Below are 15,066 nucleotides of genomic sequence, written 5' to 3'. Positions count from 1 at the left end.
AAAAATATCTTAATAAACGCCTCGGCGAAGATTACTCAACAGCGAGCCAAGATTAAGGATAAGCGTGTATCGTATTCTGTAACCGTAATCCTTCATCGCAGGCTCGAAACCAAGAGATGATTGAACTGGGAAATAAACTTCTAAAAAGTCTGGAATAATTTTTAGTTTAACACCAGAATCCCAAATAAAGTCTGCGCCTTGACCTTTGCTTTTATAAAGGCCAAAATCGGCGTATAAGTTAAACATTTTCCAAATGTGAGAATCGACATTAACACTTGTAATCCATTGGTTAGCTTTGGTTTTAAAATCAGATTTGAAGCCGCCTTCCGCCAAAATATATTGTTGAGACAAAATTCCCGTTGTTGCACTTTGTCCTAACAAACCGTAAGAAAAAGCATAGTTTGACACTTTAGAAATCCCGTAATCGAACGTACTATTTTGCGTATTGTTATTGATGAAAACGCCTCCAAAAAATCTAAAACTTATTTTTCGATCCTTCATATATTCCCAACGGTAAAAAGCTTCAGTCGATAATTTCTGAAAATCTTCCATCCATTGGAAACCTGCATTGATGTATTTTTCGTGGATTAAAGCATTATCGCTATACGAGTAACCGACATTCCACAAGTTATATTTTCCGTATTCTTTTGCTAAAATACGTTTCGCGTCCAAATCTTTTTGAAAATGGCCATAACTGAAATACAGATTTCTTCCAATCGCACTTCTAGGATTTTTATTAAATGAAAAATTAGTAAAAAAGCTGTAAGTCTGATATGCCAAATCATAATCGTAATGGAAATACGACGCCGAACCACCAATTTGCCAACTTCTAAAAAAGCTGTCCGCTGGCATAATGTTGTAAGAAACGCCAGCTTTACCAGTCAATTGTCCAGTCCCGGTACTGTAATACGGCGAAACAGAATAGACAAACTTTTGATCAAAAACGCCTTTATTAACAAGATTAAAACCTAACATTACTTTATCATAAGCATTATAATTTAGTCGCGGCGAAATGTAAAGCTCATTAAATTCAGGATTTGGAATATCTTTTATCAGTTTTAATTTAAGCCTTTTCATATTAGAAAAAAAACCTTTGGTATAAAGATAATTGTCTCTGAAATTGGTTTCGGGAAAAGAAAAATCATCATTCACAATAATCTTTTCGGCATCGTTGGCTTTTATTTGATATGTTTTAGATTCAGAATCTGCGTACTGCCATTGCGTTTCTTTTTGTCCAGATTCGGTTTCAGCTTGTAGTTTAAATGGTAGGTTATACTTTCCGAGTTTATTTATTTTAACGTCGAAAGCCTCATCTTTTCGTACAAATTTTTTAAGATTAAAATTGACACGATTTTTTTCTTCAATTAAAGATGATAAAAAACGAGAATTTCCGCCACTTTCCCACTCTAATTTTGACAAAAAATCACTTGCAACAACTGGTTTCTGAAAATGATCTGAGAAATACGAATTTAAAAATGAATTAAATTTCGCAAAACCCATTTGATCAGCCACAAAATAAAACAGAATTCCTGTTTCAAAATGGCTGATTGCAAAAGCATTAAACTTACTTAGATCTTCATAATTTTCGCCGATTTTTTGATCCAGATTTTGTGTCAAAATATATTGATAAGCCAATGGATAACGTTCTGTCAGCTTAAGATCCGACGCATGGAAAATCTTCAAAGGTTTCATCCCAAGTATTTTTGCTTGATTAGGAAGGTCGCCCAAAAGTTTATGCTCTGGATAAAACTCTTTTAAATATTGAAATTCACAATAAGTTTGTAATCCATTTTTTAACCAATGATCTACATTTTTTTCGTTAACAAAAAGATTATTAATGATTTGCTTGGACACAATCCCGAAATAATGCAAATCTATTTTCTCTGGATCTGCAAACAATTTGTAATGAAATTTCCAAAACTTGATATCATCAATTCCCACAAACTTCTCCGCGGAACGGAATTTTTCACTAATAAATATTTTGTCAGGAAGGTGACCAAAACGCTTTTTTAAAAACTTAAGATGAAGCGGCAAATAAAACTCTAGACTTGCTCGATCGTCTTGTGTAATTGGATAACCAAAAACAACATTAATCTTTTGTTCATCAACATTGACAGAGATTTTATTAATATTATCTAATGAAATATAAAACTCTGGATCATTGACAGAAACACCAGCAAATTCGGTTTTTAAGATCCCAGTATGATGAAGATTCGATTCAACTTTAAAAGCCTCGTGAACATCAAAATTAACATCCCAATATGAAGCGCTATTTAAGTTTTGTTCGGTGTCTAGAAAATGTTTTGGATATTGATCTTGATTTTCAAAACTATCAGGAACTATGAAAAAATATTTGAGATTAATGTCGGTTTTATCGATACCATAACCCGTAAATTTTGCATTTGGAAGTTTGACTTCGTAACGTAATTTGATAGTTTTTGAAGATTGAGGTTCTAGTTTTTGGTCTAAATCTAAATACAAAAATTCTTCTTGAAGTTTCTCAATGTCTTTTGTTTTACCATCAAATTCAACATGCAAGTTATTAAGCGCACCAAGTTCTGTCGGTTTTGCAAAATACAAATCCTTTTTTCGATCTTTAAGTTTGCGTTTAAGAAGTGGCGTATTTCGATTTTGGTAAGCTGCAACCCAATTAAGAAGTTTGATTTTATCAATCGAAACCTCATGTGGGTTATGATATACAATCTGCTGCTCAACGATTAAGTTTTGCGCATCAGCAGACAATTTTGCCGAAATCCGAATGCTATCTTGTTGTCCAAAACACCAAATCCCCTGCATCAAAAACAAGCTACCAAAAAATAATTTATTCATCAAATATTTGCAATACTCAAATTTAGCAAAAAAACTTTCGAAATTCTTTATCAGGTCTGCATTAATTCTGGAAAAATGAATTATAGTTTAAAATTTAATATCAAAACAAAAAAACAGTTATCGAAAATCTCGATAACTGTTTCTGTATTTTAAAAAAGATAATTTTACATAGCGTTTTTGTAAGCTTCCCAACCTGCCATTTTGTATTTAACGGCTTCCTGTTCTGGATTTTCGGCTTTATAAATACCGCGACCAACGATAATGAAATCCGTATGATATTTATTAATCACTTTTTCTGGTGTGTTATATTGTTGACCTTTGCTATCTCCGGAATCCGAAAGATTAACGCCTGGCGTCATCAAAATCAAATTATCTGGAATTTCGTTTTGCGCAACACAAGCCATAACGTTAGATTGGTTTTCGATAATTTTCATTGCTTCTTCACGATAATGCGCGTCGGTCAAAGTACCTTTAGAAGACATTCCCAAAATCGCTACAACACCAACATTAAGGAAACCATCGAGACTAGCACTTCCACCAATTACTTGCGCCGTAACAAGGTCTGCCCAGTTAGAAATCTTGTACATTCCGTATGAAAATTGCAATTCTTGCGTGTTACCAATATCAGCAAATTTGCGATCTTCCATAATTAAGAAATTATGTTTTTGCGCTAAATCTTTTAATGGTAAAATCGTAGAATCTGCATCAAAATCTGTCAAAATATCGATATGCGTTTTAAGCGCAACAATGTGTGGACCTACCATATCAGCAAAGTCTAAAAGCTCTCGAGTTGACAAAACATCAGCTGAAGCGATAAGGTTAGAATTTTTTGCAATAGCGATTTCCAAAAGGCGCTTCGCCATCGGATGCTCCACTTTTTCTAATTTATTTTCGTAAGAAATTTTCTTTTTTTCTTGAAACTGAACTTGGTTTCCGTTTAAGAAATCATTTATTCTAGCGACTTCTTCGTCAGTAAGATGTTCAACTTCTTTCAAAATTTTCACAACTTCCGAAATCGTAAACAGCGTATGAATTTTGTAACCTTTGGCTTCTAATTTTTCTTTTCCGCCTTGTTCTCTATCCAAAACAACAACAATATCGGCAACTTTTAAACCTTCATTTTCAACTTCTTCTATAGTTTCGACAAGCGATTTTCCTGATGTAATCACATCTTCCACCAAAAGACAATTGTCGCCTTTTTTATAAATACCTTCAAGAAGTTTTTTTGTACCATAAGTTTTAGCTTCTTTTCTTTTAATAATCAACGGAATGTAACTTTCTAAAGACATCGCTGTTGCCATCGGAAGCGCTGCGTAAGGCACACCGCAAATCACATCAAAATTATCCAAAGGCAACATATCCAAAAGATAGTTGGCAAGATTTTTTAAGATTTTTGGTTCTGATGCCAAAGGACGTAAGTCAACATAAAAAGGACTTTCGATGCCACTTTTCAATGTAAATCTTCCGAATTTGATAATGCCCAATTTGTAGCATTCTAAAAAAAATTCTTTTTTACTTTCCATTTTTACTTTTCACTTTCTACAAAGTTAAAATTTAATTTTCAATATTGTAATTTTGCACCGTCAGAAATTGAATTTTTAAACATAAATTTTCTAATAAAGCTTTCAGAGTTTGAAACTCTGAAAGCCTTAATAAAAGCAACATTTCATATTACAGCCGCTGACAAAAAATTTAATAAAAATAAAAAATGCTTCAACAAGACATTATTGATCTTCTTAACGAAAAAGCTGACTTTTATAATAATACATCATTTATTGAAAATGATCCAATCCAAATTCCGCATCGTTTTGATACTAAACAAGATATAGAAATTGCAGGTTTTCTGTCAGCTAGTATCGCTTGGGGCAATAGAAAGGCGATTATAAAAAATGCAGATTTGATGATGGAACTTATGGGAAACTCGCCTTATGATTTTGTTTTAAATTTTAAAAATTCAGATTTAGAAAAATTTCCAAACAAAGCGGCGCATCGTACTTTTCACATGGAAGATTTTAAATATTTTCTGAAACAGTTCCAAAGAATTTATCGAGAACACGACAGTTTGGAAGATTTATTTCTTTTAAAAAATGATGAAACCAACTTCTATCACAGCATCGAACGTTTTAGGAAAGAATTTTTAAAAGAGGAACATCGCGCTCATAAGCATGTAAGTTCGCCTTACAAAAACTCTGCGTCGAAAAGGATTATGATGTTTTTGCGTTGGATGGTGCGAGACGATAATCGTGGTGTCGATTTTGGAATTTGGAAAAACATCGATCAAGCATATCTTTCCATTCCGTTGGATGTCCACACCGCCAATATTTCTCGAAAACTAAATCTTGTCACGCGAAAACAAAACGATTGGAAAACTTTAGAAGAATTGGATTTGGTTTTGAGACAACTTAATGCAAAAGACCCAGCAATTTATGACTACGCTTTATTCGGACTTGGCATCAGTAAAGAATTTGAATAAAAAAAGAAGTGATTCTTTATAAACCACTTCAATAGAAAGACATCTCATTTTGTTTTAGTTAGTACTTATAAAAAAAAGAGACGGCTACCCAGCCATCTCAAAATGTATCAAATTAAGTGTAGTAATATCGAAAATATGTCTTGCCAAAGGTATCATTTCCATTATTTCTAGATTAAAGATATAAAATAATTCAATAAACAAGATGAATTAAATGTTAAAAAATAAAAAAACTCAGTTCACACTGAGTTTTATATATTATTTAGCGATTTTTCTTTCCAAAACCTCATCAACCATTCCGAAGCCTTTTGCTTCTTCCGACGTCATCCAATAGTCTCTGTCAGAGGCTTTTTCTACCCAATCGTAAGTTTGACCTGAGTGTTGAGAAATAATATCGTAAAGTTCTTTCTTCAACTTCAACATTTCTCTAAGGTTGATTTCCATATCCGAAGCTACACCTTGTGCGCCGCCACTCGGTTGGTGAATCATCACACGAGAATGCTTAAGTGCAGAACGCTTTCCTTTTTCTCCTGCAACTAACAGCACAGCACCCATCGATGCCGCAATACCTGTACAGATTGTAGCAACATCTGGCTTGATAATTTGCATGGTGTCGTAGATACCCAAACCTGCATAAACGCTACCACCTGGAGAATTTATGTAAATCTGAATATCCTTCGATGGATCAGAGCTTTCTAAGAATAACAACTGAGCTGTCACAATATTCGCAACTTGGTCGTCAATTCCTGTTCCTAAAAAGATGATTCTGTCCATCATTAATCTTGAGAAAACGTCCATCTGTGCAACATTCATACGACGTTCTTCCATAATGTACGGCGTCAAATTAGTTGGGCTGAACATTCCCATATATTGGTCGGTTGCAAGGCCATTGATACCTTGATGCTTCACCGCGTAATCTCTAAATTCTTTTTTTAAGTCCATATAAATTGGTATTTTTTTCGAGTTTGTATTTGCAATTTCTGTTCCTTTGCTAAAGTACGCCATTCTGTCATAAAATCCTATACAACATGGCGTCTAAGTGGTTGCGAAGTTGAGAAAGTTTCACGATTTTAAAATAAATTTCTTCTTTTTCGTCTTCGGTTTCTAAAGCTTTTTTAAGATCCTCAATAATCTTCATGACATATTCTCGTTTGTAACGCAAAATTGTGTCACTTACCATTTTGGGAACAACTTCTTCTTCGCTGCTAAAATAAATATTAAACTTCGCCCAATTACTTGTTTCATAAGGATTAATCATAGTATCCGCCATTTTCCCCGAAATATCTTCGTCCATTAATTTAAAGAAAAAAGAACTTGATCGCAATTCATCTTCTTGAAGTCCAGCTTTTATTTCATCAACAATTTTTTGGTTGATTTCGGTTTGCAATTGACAATCATCTTCTTCTAAATGTTGAATAATTTCTTCAATCACCGATATTTTGTAAGTTTCACCTTCCGCATCTTTTCGTTCAATAACAACATCTCCAAACTTCATCATCAACTCAATTAGTTTTTCTTCCAAAACAAAAAGCGGACTGATTTTGCTATCAATATTGGCAACAATTTCTAACTTTTGTTCAGGTTGCGCAACTTGAGGTCGCGGACGATACTCTTTATTTTTGTAATCTTTTTGGAGTTGTAACTCATTAAACAAATTCTGCTCGCTAAGTTTAAACTTATTGGCAACTTCTTTAAGGTAAATTTCTTGTTTAAGACCATTGGTCACAAAAGCAACAGACTTTACAATCTCACGAATTGCTTCTGCTTTTTTAATTGGGTCGTTATCGGTATTTTGAAAAAGAATTTCTGCTTTAAAATCGATAAAATCCTGCGCATGTTTCTGAATAAAATCTTCGACATAATCTTGTGGATGCTTTCTCGAAAAACTGTCTGGATCATCACCATCAGGAAATAACAGAACGCGAATATTCATCCCTTCTGACAGCAACATATCAATGCTTCGGAAACTCGCTTTAATCCCAGCTGCATCACCGTCAAACAAAATCGTCACATTCTCTGTAAGACGTTTAATCAACTTGATTTGCTCGACTGTTAACGCCGTTCCACTACTTGCAACAACATGCTCAATCCCGGCTTGATGAAGCGCAATAACATCCATATAACCTTCCACCAAAAGACAAAGATTCTGTTTAGAAATCGCTTGCTTGGATTGGAAAAGTCCGTAAAGAACATTGGATTTATGATAAATTTCGGTTTCTGGAGAGTTGAGATACTTCGCCGTTTTGATGGTATTATTAAGAATCCGTCCGCCAAAACCTAGAACACGTCCCGAAAAACTATGTATCGGAAACATCACGCGCTCACGAAAACGGTCAACACCTTTTGGTGCATTTTCAGGGAAAACGGAAAGTCCAGACTTTTCGAGAATGTCTTTGTCATAGCCTTTTGCTAAAGCATATTCTGTAAAGGCATCTTTCTTCTCGGGCGAATAACCAAGCTGAAATTTTTTAATGATATCTTGACGAAGCTCTCGCTCTCTAAAGTACGAAAGTCCAATCTGTTGACCTTCTTCTGCGTCCCAAAGTTGCTCGATAAAAAAGTCATTAGCAACCTCATGTATTTTATAAATTAAATCCTTTTGGTCACGTTGTTGCTTTTGCTCCGGCGACATTTCGACAATATCTTCCTCCACAGGAATACCATATTTCTTGGCTAGATGTCGTAAAGCTTCGGGATAAGAAAAGCCTTCTAATTCTTTGAGAAAAGTGATGACACCACCACCTTTTCCGGAAGAAAAATCTTTAAAAATCTGCTTACTTGGTGATACAATAAAACTTGGTGACTTCTCATCCACAAAGGGACTCAGACCTTTTAGGTTAGAGCCAGCGCGCTTTAGTTGTACATATTCGCCGATGATTTCTTCAATGCGGGCTGCAGAGAAAATTTTATCTATAGTTTCTTTAGTAATCACGATGTAAATTTAGTGATTGGTTTAGGATTTAAAAAATAAAAAATATCGGAAACTTTTTGTTTAAATAAAATCAACTTCAAAATCCGTAATTTTACCAAAATTTTTAAAAGATGGAATTCAAGATTCGAAGCATCGAAGAATGGCAAGAAGTTGTTGACTATGTAAAATCTCAGTTGGACAGACCAATCCTTTTATTAAAGGGAAATTTGGGTGCTGGTAAGACAACTTTTTCGCAACAATTGGTTTCCGCATTGGGAAGTGAAGACGAAGTAAGTTCGCCGACCTACTCCATTGTTAACGAATACAATTCTCCGAACGGAAAAATATTTCATTTTGATCTTTATCGTTTAAAAAATATTGAAGAAGCTTATGATTTTGGCATCGAAGAATATCTTGATAACGCTTATCTCTGCATTATCGAGTGGCCAGAAATCTACGAAAGCGAGCTTCTTCCGGAAGAATTCCACGAAATGCAAATTACCCACACTGGCGAAGAAAGGATTATTAATTTCAAATAATGATATAATAAGCAAGTTGATTATATTTGTATCTTTAATCTAATAAAAATTGCAGACTGCATGAGTCACACTTCTACCATATTTACGCCCTTTAAAGAGGAAGAACTTATCCCAAAAGAGGAAAAGCTTGAGGTTGTACGCAAAGGAAAAATGCATAGCATTGGCATCCCAAAAGAAATTAGCCTTTCCGAAAAGAGATTATGTTTAATCCCTGATGCGGTGCAAGTCCTTGTGCAAGCGGGACACAAAGTTGTCATCGAAAAAGGTGCTGGCGAAGGTGCGCAATACACAGATTTGCAGTATGCAGAAGCAGGTGCTTTAATAGTTGATAATCCTCAAGAGGCTTTTATACAAGATATTATTCTTAAAATAAATCCTCCTACTAACGAGGAAATTGATTATCTAAAACCGAATACTTATCTCATTTCGGCCTTGCAGCTTAATCTTCGAGACAAAGATTATTTTGTAAAATTAGCTGAGAAAAAAATAAATGCTATCGCTTTCGAATTTATCACCGACGAATATGAGCAACTATCGCTTGTTAGACTAATTGGTGAGATTGCAGGAAGCGTTTCTATTTTATACGCGTCAGAGCTTTTGGCTCTGTCAAGTGGTGTGATGTTAGGCGGAATCACAGGCGTTCGTCCAACCGAAGTAGTCGTTATCGGCGCTGGTATCGTTGGCGAATTTTCGACTAAAGCTGCAATCGGATTAGGCGCCAATGTTCGTGTTTTTGATAATTCTTTATCGAAACTTAGACGTTTGCATTCTATTGTTGATCATCGTGTACCGACTTCTATTATTGATCCTCGCGAATTAACAAAAGCTGTACGTCGTGCTGATGTTGTAATTGGCGCGTTACCAAGACTTAACCTTCCACCAGTTGTGACAGAAGATATGGTTTTGAAAATGAAAAAAGGTAGCGTTATCATCGATATTACAGTTGACAACGGAAAAGCCATCGAAACTTCTGAATTGACAAGCCTTGAAAAGCCTTTCATTATAAAACATGACGTTGTACATTGCGGACTTCCGAATTTAACAGCGAGAATGCCAAGAAGTACAACTAAAGCGATTAGTAATTTCTTCTTAAGTTACATCCTTGGCTACGACGAAGATGGCGGTTACGAGAATATGCTGCTTAGCAAAAAAGAGGTTAAACAAAGCCTTTACATGTACAAAGGTCGCCACACAAAGTTGGTGATTTGTAAAAAATTCGATTTACCATATCACGACATTAACTTGTTGATTTTCTAAAATTAAATAATGCTCAAAAAACTTAAATTCTATCTTATTGGATTTCTTCCAGGACTTATTATTGTCTTTTTCATTTTAAATAAAAAAGGTGCGAGTTGCTCTTACTTCCCAAACGACAGGGTTATTGGAGAAAGTATGACCAAAGAAGTGTCTATACCAATTGCTTTGAAAGCTCAACTTGCGTCGCAAAATATCGATGCTAAATATCTGAAAGATTCCATTATTGCAAAAGGAACAATTGACTTTGACAAGAGCCAAGCGCAAAAGCAACCTTTCCCAGAATATTATATGACGTCGCCCGAAAAGAATCCGAAATACGAATTGACTTACGAAAAGACAAAAGATTCTGTGGTGATAAAAACTTTTAAAAAATTAAACTAAAATTTGAAAGTCTTTTCATAGCTTTGCAACAATGTATAACCAAGCAACATATTATTACGAGTTAACAACCTAAACTAGGATGGAGATTTCGTATGCAATATAATAACCTCGTCCTAGGACGGGGTTTTTTATTTTTAAAATTAAAATTATGACTATAGGACTTATTGGTGTCGGACTTATCGGCGGATCGATGGCTTTAAAATTAAAAAATAAAAATTTCGTTGATAAAGTTTTAGCTTTTGATATAAGTGAAGCCCATCTCTTAACAGCAAAAGACCTGAAAATCATTGATGAAATCACGACTTTTGAAAATCTTGTTCAGGATTCGGATTTAATAATCATTGCTTTACCTGTTGAAGCGACAAAAGTTGTTCTGCCAGAAGTTTTGGATAGGATTTCGGATAAAACCGTCGTGATGGACGTTGGATCTACGAAACAAGAAATAATCAACATCGTCGAACAACATCCGAATCGTAAAAACTTCGTGGCAAGTCATCCCATGTGGGGAACCGAAAACAGCGGTCCAAAGGCAGCAACTTCCGAAGCTTTTAGCAATCGCGCCGCTGTTATTTGTAATCACGAAGATTCTTACGATTTCGCAGTGGAATTAGTGAAGCAAGTTTACGAAAATTTAGAAATGAACATCCTTTACATGGATGCTGATAAACATGATGTCCACACCGCTTACATTTCGCATATTTCACATATTACGTCTTATGCTTTAGCAAATACCGTTTTGGAAAAAGAACGTGAGGAAGACACAATTTTCCAGTTGGCAAGTTCTGGATTTTCGAGCACGGTTCGTCTTGCAAAATCGCATCCAGAAATGTGGGTTCCCATTTTTAAACAAAACAAAGAAAATGTTTTAGATGTTTTAAATGAGCATATTTCTCAATTGAAAAAATTCAAATCAGCTTTAGAAAAAGAGAACTTCGACTTTTTAGAAGAACTTATCATTAACGCAAATAGAATACGAGGAATTTTGGATAAATAAAAAAAAACCGCAAATTCGATTTTATAAATATTAAATTAATACTTAAAAAATCAAATTTGCGGCTTCTATATTTTTTATTTTAACATTCTGCAACGTTAACTGCGACAGCCAAACCGCCTTCAGACGTTTCTTTGTATTTAGAATTCATGTCCAAAGCCGTTTCCCACATCGATTTGATAACGTTATCAAGAGAAACACGAGCTTTACTCGGATCACCTTCTAATGCTAAATTGGAAGCCGTAATAGCTTTAATCGCGCCCATCGAATTACGTTCAATACAAGGAATCTGCACGAGACCGCCAATCGGATCACAAGTCAAACCAAGATGATGCTCCATAGCAATTTCTGCAGCCATCAAAACTTGCCCAGGCGTTCCTCCAGAAATCTCGGTTAATGCAGCTGCAGCCATCGCTGACGAAACGCCAACTTCTGCCTGACAACCGCCCATCGCAGCAGAAATGGTTGCATTTTTTTTAAATAAAGTTCCGATTTCGCCAGCCGTTAAAATAAATCTAATAATATCTTCTTCTTTATTAAATTCTGTAAAAGTCTGTGCATACATCAAAACCGCAGGAATAACGCCACTTGCCCCATTGGTTGGAGCTGTGATAATTCTTCCAAAAGCAGCATTTTCTTCATTAACAGCCAACGCAAAACAACTGATCCATTTGGTAATAGAATTGAAAGTTTTTTCCTCTTCGCAAACCATTTGGAACCATTGATCCATATTTTTATAAATTTTGGAACCGAGAAGTTTTTCATTCATTTCGGAAGCGCGACGTGTTACATTAAGTCCACCTGGAAGAATTCCTTTTTTGTTAACGCCTTTGTAGACGCATTCTTTAATATTCTTCCAAATTTCTAAAGCTTGTTGGTTGGTCTCTTCACGAGTTCTCCAAGATTCTTCATTTAGATAAATTAAATCAGAAACTCGTGTTAAATTTAGTTGCTCAATATATTTAATAATGTCGCTTCCGTGATGGCAAGGATACAACGTACGAACACACATTTCGCTGTATGTGTTGTCTTCTTTAGTCCCAACAAAACCGCCACCAAGCGAATAATAATCTTGACTTAGCTCTTCACCATCGTTGAAAACCACTTTGAAAATCATTCCGTTTGGATGAAAGTCAAGCGTTTTTTCTTTATTTAAAATTAAATGATGACCGTAGATAAAGGTTAATGGATGTTCGCCACCAAGATTAAGAATTTGCGTTTCCTTAATATGTGCAATTTTTTCATCAATTTTTGTTGTATCGATGGTTTTAAAATCTTCACCAGAAAGTCCCAACATCCCAGCAATGTCTGTTCCGTGGCCAATTCCCGTTTTTGCAAGCGAACCAAAGAATTCTACAAAAACTTCTTTAACATCAGAAAGTTTTCTGTCTTTTTTAATAAGGTTCAAAAACATTTCTGCCGCGTTCCAAGGTCCCATTGTATGCGAGCTTGACGGGCCAATTCCAACTTTTATAATTTCAAAAACACTGATCGATTCCATTCAATAAAATTAGGGCTCTAAAGATACTATCAATTTACAAATTAAAAAGTCAATATTAAAATTTTGTTAAGATTTGAAGACTTCCAGCAAAATTGCTGACACTTCTTTTGGTTTTGTCGCTGGAAATAAATGGGTTGCATTTTTAATAACGAAATCGGGTTTCGAATTTTTTATCGGAAAAACAATGTCTTTATCTGCCATCACTTGGATAATATTGGGCATTTTTTGGAATTTCCACTCCGAAATTTTCTCGATCGACCATTTGAGATAATAAGGATGACGCACTCGGAAATAGTTATTAATATGAGGATTTTTGGGATCGAATAACTTTCTTAAAAAAGAATACACCACCGCCGAGTTTTCATTAAAAAAACGTTCGGGCACCAATCTTGGGATTTTAGTAAAACCTCCTAATTTTATAAGTGGCGACTTTTCTTCATCGCTGCGAATACTTCCAAGAATTACAACTTTTTTGGCAGGTTTAAGACGATGAATTTCTTGTACCATAATGCCTCCAAAGGAATATCCTAAAAGATAAAAATCTTCTGCATCTTCGATTCTGTCCGCCATTCTTTTTACATAATGCGAAAACTCTTCTTGATTTTCGGGAATTAACCAATCTAGAAATTCGACTTCGATATCGTGGTCAAAAGTCAATTTTTCTAAAACGGTAAAATCAGCACCAAGGCCACTCACAACATATAACTTCATAATCAAAACTACTATCAAAAGTAGGAAACAAAAAAAGAACAGACAAGCTGTTCTTTTTTAAATATTCTTAAAATTTTAGCAAATTATTTTGCAGTTACTTTAACTTTCATATCGATATCATCTTTAACCAAAACGTCAGCCATAGATGATTTGTAAGCTACATCAAATTTTTGACGATCAAAGCTAAATTTATCTGTAACGATAGATGCTACACCTTTGCTAACACCAACTTTTGCTGGGAAGCTGATGGCGTTAGTTTTTCCTTTTACAGTTAAATTACCAGTAATTGTAGAATTCCAAAGTTTACCAGAATTCGGTTTAACTGCAGTAATTGTAAATTCAGCTGTTGGGAATTTTTCTACCTCGAAGAAGTCACCATTTTTAAGATGCCCATCCAACTTAGCTTTTGTTTCTGGATCTTTAACATCTGTCGCGCTAATTGTTGTCATGTCTAATACGAAAGTACCACCAACAACTTTATTATCTTTAACAACGATGTTACCTGATTTCACATTAACCGTCCCATCATGAGATGATGCTTGAGATTTTGCGATTTTGTAACCCCACCAATGTACATCAGATGCTACTACTTTTGTAGTTTGTCCAAATGCTAAACCTCCAATCATTAAAGCAACTAAAGCTAATTTTTTCATTTTTTTAATTATTTATAATTTTATAGTGCAAACTTAGCCATAACCATTCAGAATAAAAATTGATTTATGATAAGAAAACATGATTACAACAAAAAGCCCATCCGAAGACAGGCTTAGTAAGATTATAATAGATTGATTATTTCCCTAACGGAATATTGTATGATACACCAACACCTACTGAACCGGCATTAAATTTTTGGTCAGCAACTTGTCCTTTATCACCCGTAAATACTTTTGTATAATGTGCAAAGAAGTTCCAATCTTTATTATGGTAACCGATTTCTGGTTTTAAATAAAATCCACCATCAGGTCTTTTTGCGTTGTACGCCGCATTATCAGTAACATTATCATCGCCAACAATAAAACCGTAACCTAAGTCAGCACCTAGATAAAATCCATATTGCTGAGGATAAATTCTAAATAATGCTGCTACAGGAACTACCCCGAAGTCATTATTATCAACTTTAACATTGTTAATAGTCGCAGACTTTCCAAAGAAGTGGTTATATCCTGTCGCAATACCCAAACCAAACCCTGGCGTTACTAAATTTTGATAAGAAACATCTAATCCTACATTAGCGGATGTGTTACCTCCAGTAGAAATACCACCGTTAACACCGACTTTAAGCATGTTATTCATATCTGAATTTTGTGCGAATGTCATACCTCCTGCTAATACACCTATTGCTAAAATTGCTTGTTTTAAAGATTTCATAATTCAATTTTTTTCGTTTTACGAGAAACAGACTTGAAAAATCTATGCCAAAATAACTTTGCATTGCAAATAAAGCTTTAAACAAAAGATTGTCAACGATTTAAAAAA

At 34.7% G+C, this 15,066-nt stretch carries 13 protein-coding genes; 5 read left to right on the top strand and 8 right to left on the bottom strand.

Features of this window, described 5'->3' with window-relative positions:
- Positions 1–9 precede the first annotated feature (9 nt).
- Positions 10–2,829: an aminopeptidase gene (locus tag RT037_RS05140; protein ID WP_313028593.1), complete on the bottom strand. Its 2,820-nt coding sequence runs from the start codon at positions 2,827–2,829 to the stop codon at positions 10–12.
- Positions 2,830–2,993: 164 nt separating this feature from the next.
- Positions 2,994–4,352 (bottom strand): orotidine-5'-phosphate decarboxylase, encoded by a 1,359-nt coding sequence (gene pyrF, locus RT037_RS05135; RefSeq protein WP_313028590.1) that lies wholly within the window; start codon positions 4,350–4,352, stop codon positions 2,994–2,996.
- 185 nt (positions 4,353–4,537) lie between these two features.
- On the opposite strand from pyrF, the gene RT037_RS05130 reads away from it, so the two are divergent.
- On the top strand, positions 4,538–5,302 hold the full coding sequence (locus tag RT037_RS05130) for a TIGR02757 family protein (protein ID WP_313028588.1): 765 nt from the start codon (positions 4,538–4,540) through the stop codon (positions 5,300–5,302).
- Positions 5,303–5,557: 255 nt separating this feature from the next.
- Here RT037_RS05130 and clpP read toward each other — a convergent pair whose 3' ends face one another.
- Positions 5,558–6,241 carry an ATP-dependent Clp endopeptidase proteolytic subunit ClpP gene (clpP, locus tag RT037_RS05125; RefSeq protein WP_312322074.1) on the bottom strand — a complete coding sequence of 228 codons (684 nt, stop codon included), beginning with the start codon at positions 6,239–6,241 and terminating at the stop codon, positions 5,558–5,560.
- A 67-nt stretch (positions 6,242–6,308) separates the two neighbouring features.
- Positions 6,309–8,231 carry a DNA primase gene (gene dnaG, locus RT037_RS05120; protein WP_313028586.1) on the bottom strand — a complete coding sequence of 641 codons (1,923 nt, stop codon included), beginning with the start codon at positions 8,229–8,231 and terminating at the stop codon, positions 6,309–6,311.
- Positions 8,232–8,341: 110 nt separating this feature from the next.
- Between dnaG and tsaE the strand changes: the two genes are divergently transcribed.
- From tsaE to RT037_RS05100, 4 genes are all read left to right on the top strand, one after another.
- Positions 8,342–8,749, top strand: coding sequence for a tRNA (adenosine(37)-N6)-threonylcarbamoyltransferase complex ATPase subunit type 1 TsaE (gene tsaE / locus RT037_RS05115; protein WP_313028584.1), 408 nt, complete (start codon positions 8,342–8,344; stop codon positions 8,747–8,749).
- Positions 8,750–8,809: 60 nt separating this feature from the next.
- Complete coding sequence (locus tag RT037_RS05110; RefSeq protein ID WP_312322077.1) at positions 8,810–10,006, top strand: alanine dehydrogenase; 1,197 nt, start codon at positions 8,810–8,812, stop codon at positions 10,004–10,006.
- 9 nt (positions 10,007–10,015) lie between these two features.
- The gene (locus RT037_RS05105) at positions 10,016–10,387 is read left to right on the top strand and encodes a hypothetical protein (protein ID WP_312322078.1); all 372 of its coding nucleotides are present in this window, start codon (positions 10,016–10,018) and stop codon (positions 10,385–10,387) included.
- 130 nt (positions 10,388–10,517) lie between these two features.
- Positions 10,518–11,381 carry a prephenate dehydrogenase gene (locus RT037_RS05100; protein WP_313028698.1) on the top strand — a complete coding sequence of 288 codons (864 nt, stop codon included), beginning with the start codon at positions 10,518–10,520 and terminating at the stop codon, positions 11,379–11,381.
- 79 nt (positions 11,382–11,460) lie between these two features.
- On the opposite strand, the gene RT037_RS05095 is transcribed toward RT037_RS05100, so the two are convergent.
- From RT037_RS05095 to RT037_RS05080, 4 genes are all read right to left on the bottom strand, one after another.
- Positions 11,461–12,879, bottom strand: coding sequence for an L-serine ammonia-lyase (locus RT037_RS05095; protein ID WP_313028579.1), 1,419 nt, complete (start codon positions 12,877–12,879; stop codon positions 11,461–11,463).
- 66 nt (positions 12,880–12,945) lie between these two features.
- A complete protein-coding gene (locus RT037_RS05090; RefSeq protein WP_312324758.1) occupies positions 12,946–13,590 on the bottom strand; it encodes an alpha/beta hydrolase in 645 nt (214 codons plus the stop codon).
- Positions 13,591–13,673: 83 nt separating this feature from the next.
- A complete protein-coding gene (locus RT037_RS05085; RefSeq protein ID WP_313028576.1) occupies positions 13,674–14,243 on the bottom strand; it encodes a YceI family protein in 570 nt (189 codons plus the stop codon).
- 136 nt (positions 14,244–14,379) lie between these two features.
- The gene (locus RT037_RS05080) at positions 14,380–14,958 is read right to left on the bottom strand and encodes a hypothetical protein (RefSeq protein WP_312323811.1); all 579 of its coding nucleotides are present in this window, start codon (positions 14,956–14,958) and stop codon (positions 14,380–14,382) included.
- Between the last annotated feature and the right edge of the window lie 108 nt (positions 14,959–15,066).

The sequence above is a fragment of the Soonwooa sp. genome, assembly GCF_032062245.1.
GTDB lineage: Bacteria > Bacteroidota > Bacteroidia > Flavobacteriales > Weeksellaceae > Soonwooa.
The sequence above is the reverse complement of the archived record's forward strand: the minus strand, read 5'-3'. Positions and strand labels throughout refer to the sequence as shown.

Excerpts from the sequence above, each read along its gene's own strand:
- RT037_RS05105 (WP_312322078.1), top strand. The coding sequence starts at position 10,016 with ATGCTCAAAAAACTTAAATTCTATCTTATTGGATTTCTTCCAGGACTT.
- RT037_RS05090 (WP_312324758.1), bottom strand. The coding sequence starts at position 13,590 with ATGAAGTTATATGTTGTGAGTGGCCTTGGTGCTGATTTTACCGTTTTA.
- RT037_RS05095 (WP_313028579.1), bottom strand. The coding sequence starts at position 12,879 with ATGGAATCGATCAGTGTTTTTGAAATTATAAAAGTTGGAATTGGCCCG.
- RT037_RS05140 (WP_313028593.1), bottom strand. The coding sequence starts at position 2,829 with ATGAATAAATTATTTTTTGGTAGCTTGTTTTTGATGCAGGGGATTTGG.
- clpP (WP_312322074.1), bottom strand. The coding sequence starts at position 6,241 with ATGGACTTAAAAAAAGAATTTAGAGATTACGCGGTGAAGCATCAAGGT.
- RT037_RS05085 (WP_313028576.1), bottom strand. The coding sequence starts at position 14,243 with ATGAAAAAATTAGCTTTAGTTGCTTTAATGATTGGAGGTTTAGCATTT.
- RT037_RS05110 (WP_312322077.1), top strand. The coding sequence starts at position 8,810 with ATGAGTCACACTTCTACCATATTTACGCCCTTTAAAGAGGAAGAACTT.
- RT037_RS05130 (WP_313028588.1), top strand. The coding sequence starts at position 4,538 with ATGCTTCAACAAGACATTATTGATCTTCTTAACGAAAAAGCTGACTTT.
- tsaE (WP_313028584.1), top strand. The coding sequence starts at position 8,342 with ATGGAATTCAAGATTCGAAGCATCGAAGAATGGCAAGAAGTTGTTGAC.
- pyrF (WP_313028590.1), bottom strand. The coding sequence starts at position 4,352 with ATGGAAAGTAAAAAAGAATTTTTTTTAGAATGCTACAAATTGGGCATT.
- RT037_RS05080 (WP_312323811.1), bottom strand. The coding sequence starts at position 14,958 with ATGAAATCTTTAAAACAAGCAATTTTAGCAATAGGTGTATTAGCAGGA.